The organism is Rothia nasimurium (genome assembly GCF_035916755.1).
Classification (GTDB): Bacteria; Actinomycetota; Actinomycetes; order Actinomycetales; family Micrococcaceae; genus Rothia.
The window spans coordinates 246,108-263,604 of sequence record NZ_JAYWIX010000001.1 but is presented as its reverse complement, the minus strand read 5'-3'; the positions used below and the strand labels follow the sequence as shown (position 1 = coordinate 263,604).

Below are 17,497 nucleotides of genomic sequence, written 5' to 3'. Positions count from 1 at the left end.
GACTACCTCTACCCTACCTTTCAACAAGCAGACTTATCAACTTTTTACTGTTTCAGAGTGAAAAGTAATCCGCACTTATTCTGATGTACCCGCAACTAGTTGCGGACTTTTCAGAATAAATGCGGATCAGGTTCTAATGTGCAGGTACTACTCACCCTCGCCCAGAATACTCGCATACGAGTTATGTGTAGGTAGGTCTTTTCCGTCTAGTGCAGAAACTGCCATAGTTACTCGCTCATCTCTAGTCACATCTAAAAATTCATTAATGTGCTGTGGGCACTGAAGCTGATAACTAGCTATAGACGTACCGTCTTCGTATGAAACATCGACAGTAAATCCGGCACCCTCTTCACCGCCACATTGAGCATCAATAACATACGCTTTGCCTTGTACAAGGGAGAGGGTTATTTCTGAACGGTCAAATCCTTCAGTAATTGGAGTCCAAGCATAAGCATCCGCAGGTGACTCCAGACTTACCGCATCAACACCGGATTCAGACGCGGAACAACCGACTAGGAGGACCATTCCCGTTAACACAAGCGTTTGTAAACACTGTTGCTTCATAATTACACACCACCTCTTGTCGCACTTGCTAGTACTCTAAAAGACCCTATCACTTCTCCCTTCACCCCGAGATAATCTGTAGGGTCAAGAGAAAAAGAGTAGGGTCTAAGCCAGCCGTTGCAGGTGTAGGCCCGAGAACCGCTTCAGGCTGGCCCAGGGTGAAAAGTAATCCGCACTTATTCTGATGTACCCGCAACTAGTTGCGGACTTTTCAGAATAAGTGCGGACTACTTTTTGTGGGGCGTTAGGCTCGGGTGTCTACGCTAGTCGCCGGAGCGGACGGACGCCGGGGCGGGCTCGTCCGCGCTGGGCACGACAGCGCCCTGCCTATAGGCCCCCGGGAGCTCCCCTCGCCTACGCGCTCGTAGACCCATCAGGGCAAACATGACTATGCCCAGCAAGAAGATAGAACCAGAAGTCCACACGTGAATACGAACCCCCAGCAGCATCTCAGCGGTATCGATGCGCAGGAAGCTCTCAATCATCAGACGGCCGAAACCGTACCAGACAACATAGGCCCAGAAGGTTTGGCCCAACTGAAAGATGCCGCGGCGGCCCAGGGCAATCAGCAGGGCCGCACCCAGTAGGTTCCACAGGGACTCATAGAGGAAGGTCGGGTGGAAGAGCGTGCCCGCCGGGTACTGATCAGGGAAGTTGGGCGAGGTGGCCGAAATTTGCAGCCCCCAAGGCAGGGTGGTGGGCTTGCCGAAAAGTTCCTGGTTGAACCAGTTGCCCCAGCGGCCCATAGCCTGGGCGATCATGATTCCGGGGGCGGCGGCGTCCGCGAACTTAGCCAGCGAAATCCCGTAGCGGCGGCAGGCGTACCAGGCACCCAGGCCACCGACCGAAATCGCGCCCATGATGCCGATGCCACCCTCCCAAATCTTGAAGACATCAAGCGGGTCAGCGCCCTCACCGAAGTAGGAGCCGGGGTCGGTAATCAGCACGTGGTAGAGGCGGGCGCCGATAATGCCTGAGGGGATCGCCCACATGGCAACGTCCCAGACACGTTCGGAGTCCTCGCCCCAGGCGGCCCAACGGCGGCTAGTGAGCCACATGCACACCATAATGCCCGCCAAAATACAGAGGGCATAGAAGTGGATAGTCAGGGGGCCCAGCTCAATAGTCGAGATGGACGGCGAGGGGATAGAAGCAAGCACAGTGGTAGTCATTCGGCCCCTACCCTACTCGCGGCCAGCCAGCTGGCGGGTCAGGGCGCCCACGGCGGACGGGCCCCCCTCAGCCAGAGCCTTCACCAGGGCGGTACCCACAATCACGCCGTCGGCGTAGGCACCGATTTCTTCAACGTGCTCACGCTTAGACACGCCCAGCCCCACGCAGGCCGCAGGGGCACCAGCGGCACGCAGGTCAGACACCAGGGTCTCTGCGGCGGTGTTTACCGACGAGCGGGCACCGGTCACGCCCATCACCGAGACAGCGTAGACAAAGCCGCTCGAAGCCTTCGAAATCAGGGCTAGACGCTCAGGGCTAGATGAAATAGCTGCCAGGAAGATGCGATCCAGGCCGTGCTCTTCTGACGCTTCAAACCAGTCAGCGGCCTCATCGGGCACCAGGTCGGGGGTAATCAGACCAGCGCCACCGGCTGCGGCAAGTTCCTCTGCGAATCGGTCGACGCCGCGGCGCAGCACGGGGTTCCAGTAGGTCATCACCAGCACCACGGCATCGGTGGCGGCGGTAATCTCACGGACCGCACGGAAGAGGTCGTCGGTGCGGAAGCCCTTCTCAATCGCCTCAACGGTGGCCCGCTGAATCACGGGGCCGTCCATAACAGGGTCTGAGTAGGGCAGGCCCAGCTCGATAATGTCGACCCCGTTCCGGCCCATCTCAATCGCAGCCTCGATAGACTCATCAACGCTGGGGTAGCCCACCGGCAGGTAGCCAATCAGTGCAGCTCGCCCCTCAGCCTTGCACTCGGCAAGGCGAGCGGCCAGCTTGGAGTCGGGGTTGGGGGGAGGAAAGGTGCCCTTACGCACGGAGTAGCGGGTTTCGTCCTGAAAATCGATGTGGCTCATTAGGCACCCTTGCTTTCGTTCTGTGCAGCATTGTCGTTCTGTATGGTGGTCTCTGCCGCCGCTTCCTTGTTCCCCACGTTCAGGCTGGTCGAGGGAATAGCCTTGCCCAGGCCGAACCACTTGAGCGCGGTTTCCATGTCCTTATCGCCGCGACCGGAGAGGCAGACAATCATGGACTTTTCGTGCGCGGTGGCGGGGTCTGCGTCCGCCCATTCCTTAGCTATGCGCAGGGCACCTGCGAGCGCGTGGGCCGATTCGAGGGCGGGAATAATGCCTTCGGTGCGGCAGAGCAGGCGCAGGGCGTCCATGGCTTCGGTGTCGGTGACGGCCTGGTAGTCTACGCGGCCGATGTCTGAGAGGTAGGCGTGTTCGGGGCCGACGCCGGGGTAGTCGAGGCCCGCTGAGATGGAGTGGGACTCGATGGTTTGGCCGTCCTCGTCCTGCATGAGGTAGGTGATGGCGCCGTGGAGCATGCCGGGGCGGCCCAGGTTGATGGTGGCTGCGTGGCGGTCGGTGTCGATTCCGTCGCCGCCGGCTTCGAAGCCGTAGATTTTGACGTCGGCGTCGTCGAGGAAGGCGTGGAAGAGGCCGATGGCGTTGGAGCCGCCGCCGACGCAGGCTGCAATGCCGGTGGGCAGGGTGCCGGTGGCCTCGAGGAACTGTTCGCGAGCTTCGGTGCCGATGGCGTCGTGGAAGTAACGCACCATGGCGGGGAAGGGGTGGGCGCCTGCTGCGGTGCCAAGCAGGTAGTGGGTGGTGTCGACGTTGGATACCCAGTCACGCAGAGCTTCGTTGATGGCGTCTTTGAGGGTGCGGGAGCCGGTCTGCACGGCGATGACGGTTGCGCCCAGCAGCTGCATGCGGGCGACGTTGAGAGCCTGACGTTCGGTGTCTTCTTCGCCCATGTAAACCACGCATTCCATGCCGAAGAGGGCGGCGGCGGTAGCGGTGGCGACCCCGTGCTGGCCTGCACCGGTTTCGGCGATCAGGCGGGTCTTGCCCATGCGCTTGGCGAGCAGGGCCTGGCCGATCACGTTATTGATTTTGTGGGAGCCGGTGTGGTTAAGGTCTTCGCGCTTAAGGAAGAAGCGCACTCCCCCAGCTTCGGCGGAGAGGCGGGGAACTTCGGTCAGCAGGGAGGGGCGGTTGGAGTATTCGGCCGAGAAGCGGCGGAACTCGTCGATAAAGTCGGGGTCGAGCTTTGCCTTTTCAAAGGTTTCTTCGAGCTCATCCATGGCGGCAATCAGGGATTCTGCCATGTAGCGTCCGCCGTACTGCCCGAAGTAGGGGCCGGGCGCGTTTTTGAGGCTCTGGCCCGAGGCCAGGAATTGATCTGCGAGGGTTTCAGTCATGGGGTTTCCCTTCGGTGGGCTGAACGTTGAGTGTCTGATGGGGGGCGGACGCCTGGGCCCGGCTCTCTCTTCGGGGAGCGGCAGGCGCGGTGCTTGGGTAAGTGGGGTGTGGGGTTAGGCAGGCTGGGCACCCAGCCAGGCTTGGCGAGCCTGGGCACCGGCGGCGCGGAAGTCGCGCAGGGTCTCGGTGGGGGTGCCAGATTTTACGAGGGCCTCACCCACCAGCACAGCCTTGGCGCCGTGCGAAGCGTAGTCGGCGACGTCCTCGGGGCTGGCAACGCCGGATTCTGCCACGATGATGGCGTCCGTGGGTAGCAGGGGGGCTAGCTTGCTGAAGTTGGCGTTATCGACTTCAAGAGTCTTGAGGTTGCGCACGTTCACGCCCACAATACGGGCACCCACCACAACAGCCCGCTCGATTTCTTCGGGGGTGTGGGTTTCGACCAGGGCGTTCATGCCGAGCTCGTGGGTGAGGTCGAGGAAGCGGCACAGGGTGTCGTCGTCGAGGGCGGCAACGATGAGCAGGACCAGGTCGGCACCGTGGGCGCGGGCCTCCCAAATCTGGTATTCATCGACGGTGAAGTCCTTGCGCAAAACCGGGATGTTGACGGCGGCGCGGACGGCGTCGAGGTCAGCCAGGGTGCCCTTGAAGCGGCGCTCTTCGGTGAGCACAGAGATGGCGGCCGCTCCTCCAGCCTGGTAGGCGGCAGCCAGTTCGGCGGGGTCGGGGATGTCGGAGAGGGCGCCCTTAGACGGTGAGGACCGTTTGACCTCTGAAATAATTTCAACGCTCCCAGCTTCAGCACCACGTAGGGCTGCCAGGGCATCGAGCGCGGGAGCCTGGGCGGCTGCCTGCTTTTTGAGCTCGTCCAGTGGCAGGGCGGCGCGGCGGGTTTCGAGGTCTTCGCGGACGCCTACGATGATGTCGTCAAGTACGGTCATGGTGCCCCTTGGTGCTGGTGCGCGGACGGCGCAGGTTGGGTAGGTGGTGCCCCTCTAGTATCGCTCAGGTGGCTGAACGTTTGCCAGACGGGTTCACCGGGTGAGAACAAGTGTGAAGAAAAGGTAAGGGGCACCTCGCGCCTGTGCGGGGTGCCCCTTTCCTAACCTCACCCGGGTGGGTTTGAGTTTAGTGGTGGTACTTGGTGTGCTTGCCACCCTGGCCGTAGCCTGCTGAGCGCAGCACGATACCGGCAACAACGCCGATGGCGATGATGGCAACGCCGACAACGAAGATGGGGGTGTTTGAGATGCAGAAGCCGACTGCGCCGATGATTGAGCCGACAATCATGATGATGACCATGGCCCATGAGGCGGTGGTGTTGCCGTGGTTGTTGTAGGGCAGGTCGGGGACCATCTCAACGGTCTGCTGTGCCATGTGAGTCTCCTTGTAGTGTGTGGGCGTGCGCTTGCCGGTGTATGGGGTGCCGAGCACACGGGTGCTTATCTCTATCTTAGAAGATAGCGGGCTCTTTGGCCCAGTTTAGGCACCCGTGTGCCTTTTTATTTCCGTAAGACGGAGAACTAGGCGAGACTGCCAGTGACGCTCTCAGCCGCAGCCAGCAGTTCGCCGTTGGCGACCAGTTCGACGGTCTGCTCGATTTCGGGTGAGAGGAAGCGGTCGGGGCCGGGGCCAGCGACGTCCTTGCGCAGGCGCTCAATCACAGCGGCGGTTGCCGGTGAGGGGGTCTGCGGGGCGCGCAGGTCGATACCGCGGGCGGCTGTCAGGATTTCGATAGCCAGGACGCGGGTGAGCCCGTCCACCGCCTTGCGCAGCTTGCGGGCAGCCGACCAGCCCATCGAGACGTGGTCCTCCTGCATTGCCGAGGAAGGAATGGAGTCGGCCGAGGCGGGTACGGCCAGGCGCTTGAGCTCAGAGACAATCGCAGCCTGGGTGTACTGGGCGATCATGTGGCCCGAGTCCACGCCGGGGTCATCGGCTAGGAAGGGCGGCAGGCCGCGGTTGCGGGCAACATCGAGGAAGCGATCGGTGCGGCGCTCCGAGATGGAAGCAGCATCGGCCACGGCGATTGCCAGGAAGTCCAGCACGTAGGCGACCGGGGCACCGTGGAAGTTACCGTTTGATTCCACACGGCCGTCCAGGGTCACCACGGGGTTATCAACCGCCGAGGCCAGCTCACGCAGGGCAACAGTGCGAGCGTGCTCGATGGTATCGCGCACGGCCCCGGCGACCTGGGGTGCGCAGCGCAGGGAGTAGGCGTCCTGCACGTAGGTGGTCACGTTCTCGGCGTGGTGCTGGATAATACCGGAGCCCTCCAGCACCTTCTTCATATTGGCAGCCGCTGCCCCCTGGCCGGGGTGGGGGCGCAGCTCGTGCAGTTCGGGGGCAAAGACGCGGTCGGTACCGGCAAGACCCTCCACGCTCATGGCCGCAGCGATGTCGGCAAGCTTGACCAGAGCGTCCAGGTCGGTCAGGGCCATCACCAGCATGCCCAGCATACCGTCGGTGCCGTTGATGAGGGCCAGACCCTCCTTCTCAGCCAGTTCAACCGGGGTCAGCCCGAACTTCTCGAAAGCCTCGGCGGTCTCGTAGAGCTTGCCGTCGGCGTCCCGCGCCTGCCCCTCACCAATGATGGCCAGGGCGCAGTGGGACAGGGGCGCCAGGTCACCGGAGCAGCCCAGTGAACCGTATTCGCGCACCACCGGGGTGAGCCCGGCAGAGAGCATGTCGGCGTAGGCCTGGGCGACGACGGGGCGGACGCCGGTGCGGCCGGTTGCCAGGGTTGAAAGGCGCAGGAGCATGAGAGCGCGAATCACTTCGGTTTCGACCTCGGGGCCGGAGCCTGCCGCGTGGGAGCGGATCAGGCCGCGCTGCAGGGCCTTGCGCATCTCAAGGGGGATGTGCTTGTTGGCCAGGGCGCCGAAGCCGGTGGAGACGCCGTAGACGGGGGTGTCGGAGTTGGCGAGGTCGCGGATGCGCTGGCTGGATTTTTCGATTTCAGCCAGGGCTTCGTCGCTGATGGTGACGGCTGCGCCGTGGCGGGCAACTGCGATCAGGTCGGCGAAGCTCACGGGCCCAATGCCGACGGTGACGGTGGTGGTCATGGTTTTCTCCTTTGAAAGTGTCTGAGGTGAAGCAGGCGCTCGGCGAGCGTGAGCCTGCAGAACCTATAGAGTTTTACTCCGGCAGAGGTGCGTGCCGGGTCAGGACGGTGTGAATTAGGCGGGCTGCGGTTTTGGCGGTGCGTCCGTCGATGTCGAGGGAGGGGTTGAGTTCGGCCACGTCGAAGGCGGCGAGCTTACCCGAGGCAGCAACCCTGCCCATGATGCGGTTGATGATGACTGGGTCGACACCGAGCGCGGCGGGAGCGCTGACGCCGGGGGCAACGGCTGCCGGGAGCACATCAAGATCGAGGGTCAGGTAAATCAGGTCAACGTTTGCGGTAAAGACCTCAATGAACTTGTCGATGGCTTGCAGGTTGCCCCAGTGGGTTTCTTCATCGAGCAGGTAGTGAACTCCTGACCGTGCCGCTGCGTCGAAGAGCACCTGGGTGTTGGCTGCCTCAGAGATGCCCACCACCGCGTAGGTGAGTTCAGTGCCCGCCCATTCTTCCTCGGCGAGCGCCTGGCTGAAAGGGGTTCCGCTGGTGGGTTCGTCCGCTTCGCGCAGGTCGAAGTGGGCGTCGAGGTTAAGGATGCCGATGCGGGCGGCCCTAGCCCGGCCCCGGTAGTTTTGCCTACGGGAGGACGTGGCCAGCCCCAGGTAGGTGCCGTAGGCGACTTCGTGCCCGCCACCGAGAACCACCGGCAGGGACCCTTCGTCGATGGTGGCGGTGACGGCTTCTGATAGTCTGCGGTGGCCTCCTACCAGGTCGCGGTAGGTGACAACGACGTCACCGGCGTCCCCCAGGACCAGGTCGGTGCGGCGGTTGCCGGACGTCCCTTGGGCCAGCGCCAGGGTCCCCAGGGCCGAGCGTAAGGCGGTGGGACCTTCGGCAGCTCCGGTGCGCCCCTGGTTGCGGCGCACACCCTCATCGGAAGCAAATCCGATGAAGAGGGCATCCGGCTTCTGGGTGAGCTGGGCAAGCGGTTGCACCACCTGGAAGAGCCTGCGGTGTTCAGCTCCGGGCCCGTCGTCGCGCCCGCTCCATGCCGGGGCTGGCCGGTCGGTTATTGCCTGGATCATTAGATGTCCTCCTCGTGCAGGGGTACGACGGTTTGCCCGTCCTTCCAGACGCCTGCGACCAGGGGCACGCCGGGGCGGTAGGCCAGGTGCAGGTGGTTGGGGGCGTCCAGGGCGAGGACGTCGGCGCGGGCTCCCACGGTGATGGCACCGATGTCGGTGCGCCCCAGGGCTGCCGCTCCCCCGGCTGTTGCTGCCCAAACGGCTTCGTCAGGGCTCATGTGCACATCGCGCACGGCCAGGGCGATGCAGAAGGGAATGGAGGTGGTGAAGGAGGTACCTGGGTTGCAGTCGGCCCCCAGCGCTACCGTTGCCCCGGCGTCCAGCAGGCGGCGGGCGTCGGGGTAGGCACCCCGGGTTGAAAAATCTGCCCCGGGGAGCACGGTAGCCACCGTCGAGCTGTTAGCCAGGGCGTCGACGTCCGCGTCCGTCAGGTAGACCACGTGGTCCACGCTGGCAGCTCCCAGCTCAACGGCCAGCTGTACACCGGCCCCGTAGGTCAGTTGGTTCCCGTGCACGCGCGCCTTCAAACCGGCAGCCATACCGGCCTTGAGAACTGCTCGGGACTCGTCCTCGCTAAAGGCACCGCGCTCGCAGAACACGTCAATCCATGAGGCGTAGGGGGCGCACTCCGGAATCATGGTGTCAACCACCATCTGCACGTACTCGTCGTGCTTATCCCGGTACTCCGGCGGAGCCACATGGGCAGCCAGCAAGGTGACCTCGTCGGTGCAGGCCGCAGCGACCTGCACCGATTTCAGTTCAGATTCAGCCGACTGGCCGTAGCCGGTCTTCACCTCAATCGTGGTTGCCCCTGCCCGGGCGTACTCCTGCATGAGAGAGCGGGTGTTGCGTTCCAGCTCAGCTGCGCTCGCAGCCCGGGTAGCCTCGATGGTGGTGCGAATGCCACCGGCTTCGTACGGTTTGCCTTCCATGCGGGCGGCAAACTCATGCGAGCGGTCCCCGGCAAAGACCAGGTGGGAGTGGGATTCCACGAAGCCCGGCAGCACGGCGCGCCCGCCCACATCAACACAGCGGTCGGACGCCGGTGCCTGGCTGGCTGCGCCAACCCAGGTGATGCGTCCCTGCTCCACTACGAAGGCGGCATTTTCGAGCACGCCAAGGGGCCCGCGGTCCAGGGTGGGGTCGTTGGTGACCAGCGACCCGATGTTGGTAAAGAGACGGCTGGTCATGGCTAGCGGTTTTCCTGCATGGGAATACGGACCCCGCGCTCAGCAGCAACCTGCTGGGCGTACTCGTAGCCGGCGTCCGCGTGGCGAATCACGCCCATGCCGGGATCGTTGGTCAGCACTCGCTCCAGCTTGGCAGCGGCCAGCTCAGAACCGTCGGCAATGCAGACCTGACCCGCGTGGATAGAGCGGCCCATACCCACACCGCCGCCGTGGTGGATAGATACCCAGGACGCACCCGATGAGGTGTTCACCAGGGCGTTGAGCAGGGGCCAGTCTGCAACCGCATCGGTGCCGTCCTTCATACCCTCAGTCTCACGGTAGGGGGATGCCACAGAGCCGGAATCCAGGTGGTCGCGGCCAATGGCGATGGGGGCAGAGAGCTCGCCGCTAGCTACCATCTCGTTGAACTTGAGACCTGCCTTGTGGCGCTCGCCGTAGCCCAGCCAGCAGATGCGGGCGGGCAGCCCCTCGTAGGCGACCTTCTCGCCAGCCATAGTAATCCAGCGCTTGAGGTGCTCGTTCTCGGGGAAGAGTTCGAGAATCGCCTGGTCGGTCTTCTTGATGTCTTCGGGGTCGCCGGAGAGAGCACACCAGCGGAAGGGGCCCAGGCCCTCTTCGAAGAGGGGGCGGATGTAGGCGGGCACGAAGCCGGGGAAGTCAAAGGCACGCTGGTAGCCTGCTTTGCGGGCCTCGTCGCGAATGGAGTTGCCGTAGTCGAAGACCTCGGCACCGGCGTCCATAAAGCCAACCATTGCCTCAACGTGGGCTGCCATGGCCTCGCGGGAGCGCTTGGTGAAGAGTTCGGGGTCGCGGGCGGCTTCTGCCTTCCAGTCCTCGAAGGTGACCTCGGTAGGCAGGTAGCTGAGCGGGTCGTGGGCGCTGGTCTGGTCGGTGACAATGTCGATGGGGGCCTTGCGGCGCAGCAGCTCGGGGAAGATCTCGGCGGCATTGCCAACCACACCGATAGAGAGGGGCTTCTTGGCGTCGCGGGCCTCGACTGCCAGTTCGAGGGCGTGGTCGAGATCGCGAGCCTTAACGTCAAGGTACTTGTGGTCAATGCGGCGGTCAACGCGGGACTCATCAACGTCCACGCAAATAGCCACGCCCTCGTTCATGGTCACAGCCAGAGGCTGGGCACCGCCCATACCGCCAAGGCCAGCAGTCAGGGTGATAGTTCCGGCCAGGGTACCGCCAAAGCGCTTGCGGGCTACCGCACCGAAGGTCTCGTAGGTACCCTGCAGAATGCCCTGGGTGCCGATGTAGATCCAGGAGCCTGCGGTCATCTGGCCGTACATCATCAGGCCTTCAGCTTCGAGCTTGCGGAAGTGCTCCCAGTTAGCCCAGTCGCCAACCAGGTTAGAGTTGGCCAGCAGCACGCGCGGGGCCCACTCGTTGGTGCGGAAGACACCCACGGGCTTGCCGGACTGCACCAGCATGGTCTCGTCACTCTTGAGGGTCTTGAGGGTAGCGACAATGGCATCGAAGGCTTCCCAGGAGCGGGCTGCGCGGCCGGTGCCGCCGTAGACCACCAGGTTATCGGGGTGCTCGGCTACCTCGGGGTCGAGGTTGTTCATGAGCATGCGCAGGGCGCCTTCCTGCTGCCAGCCAAGGGTGTTGAGTTCGGAGCCGCGAGGGGCGCGGACGGGGCGGGGGCCGCTGGTGGTCATGTCTACTCCTTTGTACATGATGGTCTGCTTTGCCCAGCTTCTAGTTCTTTACTTTTGCCTGACCGCACCGGGGCGGTACAGTTGAAAGATGAAGAGGGTCACACACCTATCTTCTTGTATATACAACTGGTTGTCAATGGAGTAGGCGTGGAAAAAATTACCGACTTGTCCCAGCAGTTCGCTGACCACAAGGCCGCAAAAACCCCCGCCTACCAACTGCTTAAAACCATCATCACCGAGCAAATCAACAGCGGCCACTGGGCAGCAGGCGAAACCATCCCTTCAGAAAACGAAATAGCTAACGCCTTGGGGCTCTCCCGCATGACGGTCAACCGCGCAATCCGCGAGATGACGCTTGAGGGACTGCTGGTGCGCACCCGCGGGGTTGGCACCTTTGTGGCCGAGCACAAGAACCCCTCTGCCCTGCTTGAGGTGCGCAACATTGCCGATGAAATCACCGAACGCGGCCACACCCACAGCAGCAAGGTGCTTACTCTTGAGGAAATTCCGGCAGCCCAGGCCCAGCGCCGCCTAGCCCCCGGACTGGGTGAGACGGTCTTCCACAGCGTGCTGGTGCACTACGACGACGGGCTGCCTATCCAGCGCGAAGAGCGCTACGTCAACGCCGCAGCCATACCCGATTATCTAGAGCAGGACTTCACCAGCATCACCCCCAACTTTTACCTGGGGCAGTGCTCCCCCATCACCCGGGGCACGCACACCGTCGAAGCGGTACTACCCACCAGCTCACAGGCGTCCGACCTGCAGATTAACCCCACCGAGCCCTGCCTGCGCCTGTTGCGCAGCACCTGGTCAGGCGATGAACTCATCAGCCAGGTGGTACTGCTGCACCCAGGCTCCCGCAGCAGGCTCGAAGGGTCTTTTGGCCCTGAGACACAGTAAAAAAGCACCCCACGTTTCGACGCAGAGGACAGTTTATTTAATGAAGAAAATACTCTCAATCTTGCTAAAACTCACGACAGGTCTGGGGCATCTCATAACGCTAATTGCTCTTCTAGGCTTCATCGGAGTACTAGGTGCCAGGGGGAATACACTGGCTCAACTTGGCTCAGCTTTATTTCCAGCGGCAGGCATAATCTTGACCACCCTGGCAACAATCCTTCTGCTTTCAGCCGCAAACCTTCTCTGGCGTAGCAAGCGCAAAGAACCACTCAAGAAATCTTTGGTTATCCTTTCAATTTTGTCGTTTGTAGCTTTAGGTTTTGGTGGCAGTGAATGGCTGAAAGAAAAGCAAGTCGTTGAAGCCCATGGCGGTGAAATGTCCCTACTGAGCGGAGTCAGCACCCTCAGGCCTTCACCAGATGAAGTCATTACCTACGCAACAAAAGATAACCAAGACCTCACGCTATCCGTCTATCAAAATCCTGAGAAATTCCGAGGTCAACAACAGCCTGTCTACGTTTATATCCACGGCGGAGGATGGTCAAGTGGAAATTCGGAGTCACTAGCTGGTCTCCACCGCAAGGTAGCGGACCAGGGCTACGTGGTCTTTTCGCTCAACTATCGATTAGCAACCGAACAGACCCCTAGCTGGGACACCGCGACTGAAGATATCGCTGATGCCATGAACTGGATTAGGGATAACGCTGCACAGTACGGTGGTGACGCAGATAAGCTGATTCTTTCTGGAGAATCCGCAGGTGCCCACCTTGATCTGCTGTACACCGGGCTGGTTTCAAACGGTCAGCTAGATGCTCCATTGCCTGCTGCTGTCATTACCATGTACCCACCTGTTGACCTCGCATGGATTGATGAGAATGCTCGTTTCTTATCGCCATTCCCTCAGCCCGGAATCGTTTCAAAGTATGTAGGTGGTAACTCTGAAACTTACCCTGACCGCTGGGAAGCTGTTGATGTTTTGAATAAAATCAATGACAACTACCCACCTGTCTATATCATGCACGGTGAAAAAGACACCATGGTCAATATTGAAGGCTCAGAGACCTTTGTGGAAGAACTCAACAAGGCTGGTGGGAAGGCTCTCCTTGTGAGCTTCCCCTACTCTAATCACGCTATAAATCAACAGGCTGTTGTCAGCCTGCTCAATCATTTTTCCGAGCAGGAAGGCTTAGGCGTAGTAAATCCCTAATATCTCTTAAAGCAAGAAACAGCCCCTTTGCCACTGCTGATAATGCAGCGTGGGAAAGGGGCTGTTTTATGTTGTATCTGACCTTATCCCTTGCGTTTTAGCGCTCCAGAGTAGGGTCCTTACCCTCACTCAGGGAGTCCCAGACATCGATCTCGTCTGTCTCTTCAGCAGAGGCCACACGGGCGGCCCGGGCAGCCGACCGGTCGTACTTGCGCCCGGTCTTCCAGTGGGAGGTAGCAACAAAGGCCCATACACCGGCTAAGGCAACCAGCACACCACACACGGTCGCCAGCAGGGGCATGACGGTCACAGCGTAAGAGTCAGCGGGGGCATTAGTACCGGTCATCGCACTGACCTGGGCCATAGAGGCAGCCTGCGGGTCGGCGTTCACGCCAAAGGCAGCTACCGCCAGGCCCAGCCCCACGCCCACCAGCAGGAGGGCCAGTACCTTGCGCAACTTGGGCCCGGCAATCCGCAGGGCTACCGAAGCCACCAGGGCAACCAGAGCCAGGGCAGAGACAGTGGGGCCGGCGTCGGCCCCCGAAATGTCCAGGGTGGAGGTCGATATAACCGTGCTGACCTCGGCGCGAACCCAGGTCGGCAAAGTGGTGAGGAAAGCGGCAGCAGAAACCGCCATGGCCCCCAGCATGACGCGGGCAGGCTTAGCCCAGCCCGGCACCGGGTGCGCGGTAGCAACCTCAGCAGGCTGGGCCTGTAACTCGCTCATTTAGTCGATCACCTCGGTCGACAGGGGCGCAAGACCCGAGGCGGTGAGTACGGCGCGCAGCGGGGCGGCTGCCTTATTCACGGTTTCCTGGGCTTCAGAAGCGGGCACCGAGTCCATGACGATACCGGCACCAGCCTGCACGTAGGCTCGTCCGCTCTTAAGCACCGCGGTGCGAATGGCAATTGCCATATCCATGTTGCCCGCAAAGTCGAAGTAGCCGCATACACCGCCGTAGACGCCGCGAGCGCTGACCTCATACTCGTCGAGAAGCTGCATGGCGCGAGGCTTGGGCGCGCCCGAGAGGGTGCCTGCGGGGAAGGCTACGCGCAGCACGTCGTAGGCGTTCATGCCCTCGGCCAGCTGGGCCTGTACTTCGGAGGAGATGTGCATGATGTGGCTGAAGCGCTCGATTTCCATGAACTGGGTGACGTTGACGCTGCCGGGTACCGCGATGCGGGAGAGGTCGTTGCGGGCCAGGTCGATGAGCATGAGGTGCTCGGAGCGCTCTTTTTCGTCGGCCAGCAGCTCTTCGGCTAGCGCCAGATCTTCGTCGCGGGTGGCGCCGCGCGGACGGGACCCCGCGATGGGGTGGGTGGTGGCGGTGCCGTTTTTGAGGGTGACCAGGGCTTCGGGGGAAGAGCCGACAATCTGGAAGGGTTCGCCGTCTTCGGTGGATTCGAAGTTGAAGAGGTACATGTAGGGCGAGGGGTTGGACTGGCGTAGCACCCGGTAGACATCCAGGGCGCTGGCGCGATTTTCTGCCTCGAAGCGGCGGGAGATTACGATCTGGAAGACGTCGCCGTCGATGATGTTTTTCTTGGACTTCTCAATGGTGTCCAAGAAGCCCTGCTCTGCCCAGGTGTGCTTGACCTGGGCAACCTTTGCTTCGGCGTCCGCTGTGCCGGTGAGGGTTGAGACCGACTCGGGGGCGGGCTGGGCAAGCTTGTCCATCATGGCGTAGACGCGGGAGAGCGCATCAGCGTAGGCGGCGTCGATGTTGTCGTCGGTGCCGTTGAAATTGATGGCGTTGGCGATGAGGGTGACGGTGCCGTCAGAGTTATCGTGTACTGCCATGTCTGAGACGATGTTCAGGGCGAACTCGGGCAGGTTGACGTCGTCCGCCGGGCTGCCGGGCAGTTTCTCCCAGTGGCGCACGACGTCCCAGCCCATGTAGCCAACCAGGCCGCTGGTAAGCGGGGGCAGGTTATCGAGAGGCTCGGTATGCAGCATTTCCAGGGTCTCGCGGATAGCCTCAACGGGGTCACCCTCGGTGGGGGCACCGGCGGGGGTGAGGCCCTGCCAGACAATCTGCCCGTTCTTGGTGGTGAGGGTTGAGCGGCTGGAGGCACCGATGAAGGAGTAGCGTGACCACTGCTTCTGCTCGTTCGCTGATTCCAGCAGGAAGGTACCGGGGGCGGGTGCGCCGTCGGCGGCGACCAGGGCCCGGTAGATGCCGATGGGGGTCATGGCGTCTGCGAGAACTTTGACGCGCACGGGAATGACGCGGCGGCTTGTAGCTAGTTCACGGAACTCTTCTAGGGTCGGTTCGACGATTCCCAAGTCGTGCATAGTTTCCTCTGGTTGTGGTGTGTCTGGGGAGCTATTCGGGGCGGATGCCGGTAGCAGCTGGCAGGGCGCCGCCGGCTTGGAAGCAGGTGATGGTGCCGGTGTGGCAGGCTGCGCCTACCTGGTCGGCCTCGATGAGCAGGGCGTCGCCGTCGCAGTCGATGCTGACGCTTTTGACGTACTGGTAGTGGCCGCTGGTGTCGCCCTTGCGCCAGTATTCCTGGCGGGAGCGGGACCAGAAGGTGACCCGCCCTTCGGTGAGGGTACGGCGCAGGGCTTCGTCGTTCATCCAGCCAAGCATGAGAACGTCGCGGGTATCGTACTGCTGGATGATGGCAGCGAAGAGACCGTGCTCGTCGCGCTTGAGGCGGGCGACAATATCGGCAGGCAGTGAAGCGCCGTCGGTGGCGCTGGGTGCTGGTGTACTCACCTTTCCATCCTAGCTGATGGCGCTAGCGGCTCTGGGGCTGCTCTCACCATCTGGCTACGGGCTGGGGCTGGCGCCTGCGCTAGGCGGGGCAGCCTGCCCGTAGGTTTCTGCGTGGTTTGCTACCTGGTTGGCGTAGGCCACCGACCGGTTGTAGGCAAGCACTCCGCGCTGCCAGCCCTCGTCGGTGCTGGTGTCACGCTGCCCCTGGCAGAGGTAGACGGCAGTGGTCAGAGCCGCGTCGTCGATCTGGTGGGGGTCGCGCTTGCCGTCGGCGTTGCCGTCCTGACCTATATAGTCCCAGGTGGAGGGGATGAACTGGAGCGGCCCCACGGCGCGGTCCCACTCGGTGTCGTCATCAAGTTCACCCCGGTCGGAGTCTTCAACTGCCATGACTCCGGGGCTGCCGTCGAGGGCAGGCCCGAAAATCTTAGGGGTCACCTGCCCGTCCCCATCGGTGCTGGCACCCCTGTAGGTGCCGTGTAGGGTCTCTACCGCGCCGATGCCTGCGATAGTGTTCCAACCCAGCTGGCACTCCGGGTAGGTCTGCGCCACGCGCAAGGACGCCCCCGCATAGGCCGCCAGCACCCGCCAGGGAATATCGGTCGCCTCGGCTGTAGCATCGAGCCAGGAGCTATCGGCCAGCTCGGCGATAGGGGTCTGCTCTGTTACGCTTTGCTGCGCGGACGCCGGCAGCACCTGCTCGGGCGCGGCAGGGAGCGTGGTGGGAAGTTCCTCCCGTGAAGAACCCTGGAAGGAGGCCGAGCAACCGCTCACGGCTAGAGCAGCCAGGGCAAGCAAAGGGGTCATGCGAGCTTTGGTAGAAACTGTCATACGATCTTTCAGGGGTTGGGTTCTGGTAAAAGCCTAGCGACTGCTGGTCAAGGCGGGGTGGGCGGACGCTGAATGTTTCCTGCAAGCCGTAACCTGTCTCGACAGTTGCCCTGGCTCGCTCTCTGGCCCAGCTTCGGGTTTAGACTGGGCGTATGACTTCTTCTACCCTTGTTACCTCAGAACGCACCGCCCTACTTGACGCTCTCGCTGTGGCGGGGCCGTCCGCCCCTACCCTCTGCGAGGGCTGGGAAACCCGCCATATGGCGGCCCATCTGTTGCTGCGGGAGTCCAAGCCGACGCTGGCAGCCGGCGTGGTGGGTGGGCCCTTGGAAGCCCGCACCGAGCGCCACACTAACCAGCTCGCCGATGAGCTGACCGGCCAGCGCCGCTACGAGAAGGCCCTGCGCGATTTTGAGGCGCTGCCGGGTTATCTGCACATGCGTACGCGCTTCCCGAGTCTGGACGAGGCAATGAACCTGGTCGAGTACTTTGTGCATACCGAGGACGTCCGCCGCGCCGCCCCCGTTGACGGCGAACAGCCTGCCCCTCGCGCGCTGGCTGAGGGTGTGCAGGAGAAGATGTGGAAGGTGCTGCGGGCGCGTGCTCGTCTGATGGCCGGGAAGAAGTACCCTCAGGGGCTGGTGTTGGAAGCTCCGGGCTACTCCCCCGCTGTTCATACTGTGATTGCTCCGCCTGCTGGCCAGGTTGCGACTGTGCTGACTGGCGAGCCGGGCGAACTGGTGCTCTACCTGTTCGGGCGCGAGGCCGCGGCCCGGGTTGAGGTGGGCTAAGGGCCGGTTGCGGCGCACGTCCGCTCCGACCTGCCCCGCCCCAAGTAGGGACCAGAAAACTCCCAATAGTATGTGTTCGCCACAAGGAT

At 62.2% G+C, this 17,497-nt stretch carries 17 protein-coding genes; 3 read left to right on the top strand and 14 right to left on the bottom strand.

Annotated elements, in window-relative coordinates:
- Window positions 1–147 precede the first annotated feature (147 nt).
- The 10 genes from VSX42_RS01180 to hutU form a co-directional block, all read right to left on the bottom strand.
- Complete coding sequence (locus tag VSX42_RS01180; RefSeq protein WP_326502594.1) at window positions 148–564, bottom strand: hypothetical protein; 417 nt, start codon at window positions 562–564, stop codon at window positions 148–150.
- Between the two features lie 263 nt (window positions 565–827).
- On the bottom strand, window positions 828–1,736 hold the full coding sequence (lgt, locus tag VSX42_RS01175) for a prolipoprotein diacylglyceryl transferase (protein WP_326502593.1): 909 nt from the start codon (window positions 1,734–1,736) through the stop codon (window positions 828–830).
- A 12-nt stretch (window positions 1,737–1,748) separates the two neighbouring features.
- Entirely contained in the window at window positions 1,749–2,597 is an 849-nt protein-coding gene (gene trpA / locus VSX42_RS01170; RefSeq protein WP_326502592.1) for a tryptophan synthase subunit alpha, read from the bottom strand.
- On the bottom strand, window positions 2,597–3,949 hold the full coding sequence (trpB, locus tag VSX42_RS01165) for a tryptophan synthase subunit beta (RefSeq protein WP_326502591.1): 1,353 nt from the start codon (window positions 3,947–3,949) through the stop codon (window positions 2,597–2,599). Before trpB ends, trpA begins: the two co-directional genes overlap by 1 nt.
- Before the next feature lie 114 nt (window positions 3,950–4,063).
- A complete protein-coding gene (gene trpC, locus VSX42_RS01160) occupies window positions 4,064–4,891 on the bottom strand; it encodes an indole-3-glycerol phosphate synthase TrpC (RefSeq protein ID WP_326502590.1) in 828 nt (275 codons plus the stop codon).
- A gap of 187 nt (window positions 4,892–5,078) precedes the next feature.
- A complete protein-coding gene (locus VSX42_RS01155; protein WP_237206886.1) occupies window positions 5,079–5,327 on the bottom strand; it encodes an HGxxPAAW family protein in 249 nt (82 codons plus the stop codon).
- Between the two features lie 146 nt (window positions 5,328–5,473).
- Window positions 5,474–7,015, bottom strand: coding sequence for a histidine ammonia-lyase (gene hutH, locus VSX42_RS01150; RefSeq protein WP_326502589.1), 1,542 nt, complete (start codon window positions 7,013–7,015; stop codon window positions 5,474–5,476).
- A 73-nt stretch (window positions 7,016–7,088) separates the two neighbouring features.
- Window positions 7,089–8,096 carry a formimidoylglutamase gene (gene hutG, locus VSX42_RS01145; RefSeq protein WP_326502588.1) on the bottom strand — a complete coding sequence of 336 codons (1,008 nt, stop codon included), beginning with the start codon at window positions 8,094–8,096 and terminating at the stop codon, window positions 7,089–7,091.
- Window positions 8,096–9,286, bottom strand: a complete 1,191-nt coding sequence (gene hutI / locus VSX42_RS01140; protein WP_326502587.1) for an imidazolonepropionase — start codon at window positions 9,284–9,286, stop codon at window positions 8,096–8,098. The genes hutG and hutI overlap by 1 nt, the downstream gene beginning before the upstream one ends.
- Window positions 9,287–9,288: 2 nt before the next feature.
- The gene (gene hutU / locus VSX42_RS01135; protein ID WP_326502586.1) at window positions 9,289–10,953 is read right to left on the bottom strand and encodes a urocanate hydratase; all 1,665 of its coding nucleotides are present in this window, start codon (window positions 10,951–10,953) and stop codon (window positions 9,289–9,291) included.
- Between the two features lie 147 nt (window positions 10,954–11,100).
- On the opposite strand from hutU, the gene hutC reads away from it, so the two are divergent.
- Complete coding sequence (gene hutC / locus VSX42_RS01130; RefSeq protein ID WP_326502585.1) at window positions 11,101–11,856, top strand: histidine utilization repressor; 756 nt, start codon at window positions 11,101–11,103, stop codon at window positions 11,854–11,856.
- Between the two features lie 40 nt (window positions 11,857–11,896).
- Window positions 11,897–13,063 (top strand): alpha/beta hydrolase, encoded by a 1,167-nt coding sequence (locus tag VSX42_RS01125; protein ID WP_326502584.1) that lies wholly within the window; start codon window positions 11,897–11,899, stop codon window positions 13,061–13,063.
- A 97-nt stretch (window positions 13,064–13,160) separates the two neighbouring features.
- Here the strand turns inward: VSX42_RS01125 and VSX42_RS01120 are convergent, their stop codons facing one another.
- The 4 genes from VSX42_RS01120 to VSX42_RS01105 are packed head-to-tail and all read right to left on the bottom strand — an operon-like array spanning window position 13,161 to window position 16,617.
- On the bottom strand, window positions 13,161–13,790 hold the full coding sequence (locus VSX42_RS01120) for a Trp biosynthesis-associated membrane protein (RefSeq protein WP_326502583.1): 630 nt from the start codon (window positions 13,788–13,790) through the stop codon (window positions 13,161–13,163).
- Complete coding sequence (locus tag VSX42_RS01115; RefSeq protein ID WP_326502582.1) at window positions 13,791–15,359, bottom strand: anthranilate synthase component I; 1,569 nt, start codon at window positions 15,357–15,359, stop codon at window positions 13,791–13,793.
- A 31-nt stretch (window positions 15,360–15,390) separates the two neighbouring features.
- Complete coding sequence (hisI, locus tag VSX42_RS01110) at window positions 15,391–15,786, bottom strand: phosphoribosyl-AMP cyclohydrolase (RefSeq protein ID WP_326502581.1); 396 nt, start codon at window positions 15,784–15,786, stop codon at window positions 15,391–15,393.
- 54 nt (window positions 15,787–15,840) lie between these two features.
- Complete coding sequence (locus VSX42_RS01105; protein ID WP_326502580.1) at window positions 15,841–16,617, bottom strand: lytic transglycosylase domain-containing protein; 777 nt, start codon at window positions 16,615–16,617, stop codon at window positions 15,841–15,843.
- Window positions 16,618–16,769: 152 nt separating this feature from the next.
- Here VSX42_RS01105 and VSX42_RS01100 point away from each other — a divergent pair, with 152 nt between their 5' ends.
- Window positions 16,770–17,408, top strand: a complete 639-nt coding sequence (locus VSX42_RS01100; protein WP_326502579.1) for a TIGR03085 family metal-binding protein — start codon at window positions 16,770–16,772, stop codon at window positions 17,406–17,408.
- Window positions 17,409–17,497: the final 89 nt, after the last annotated feature.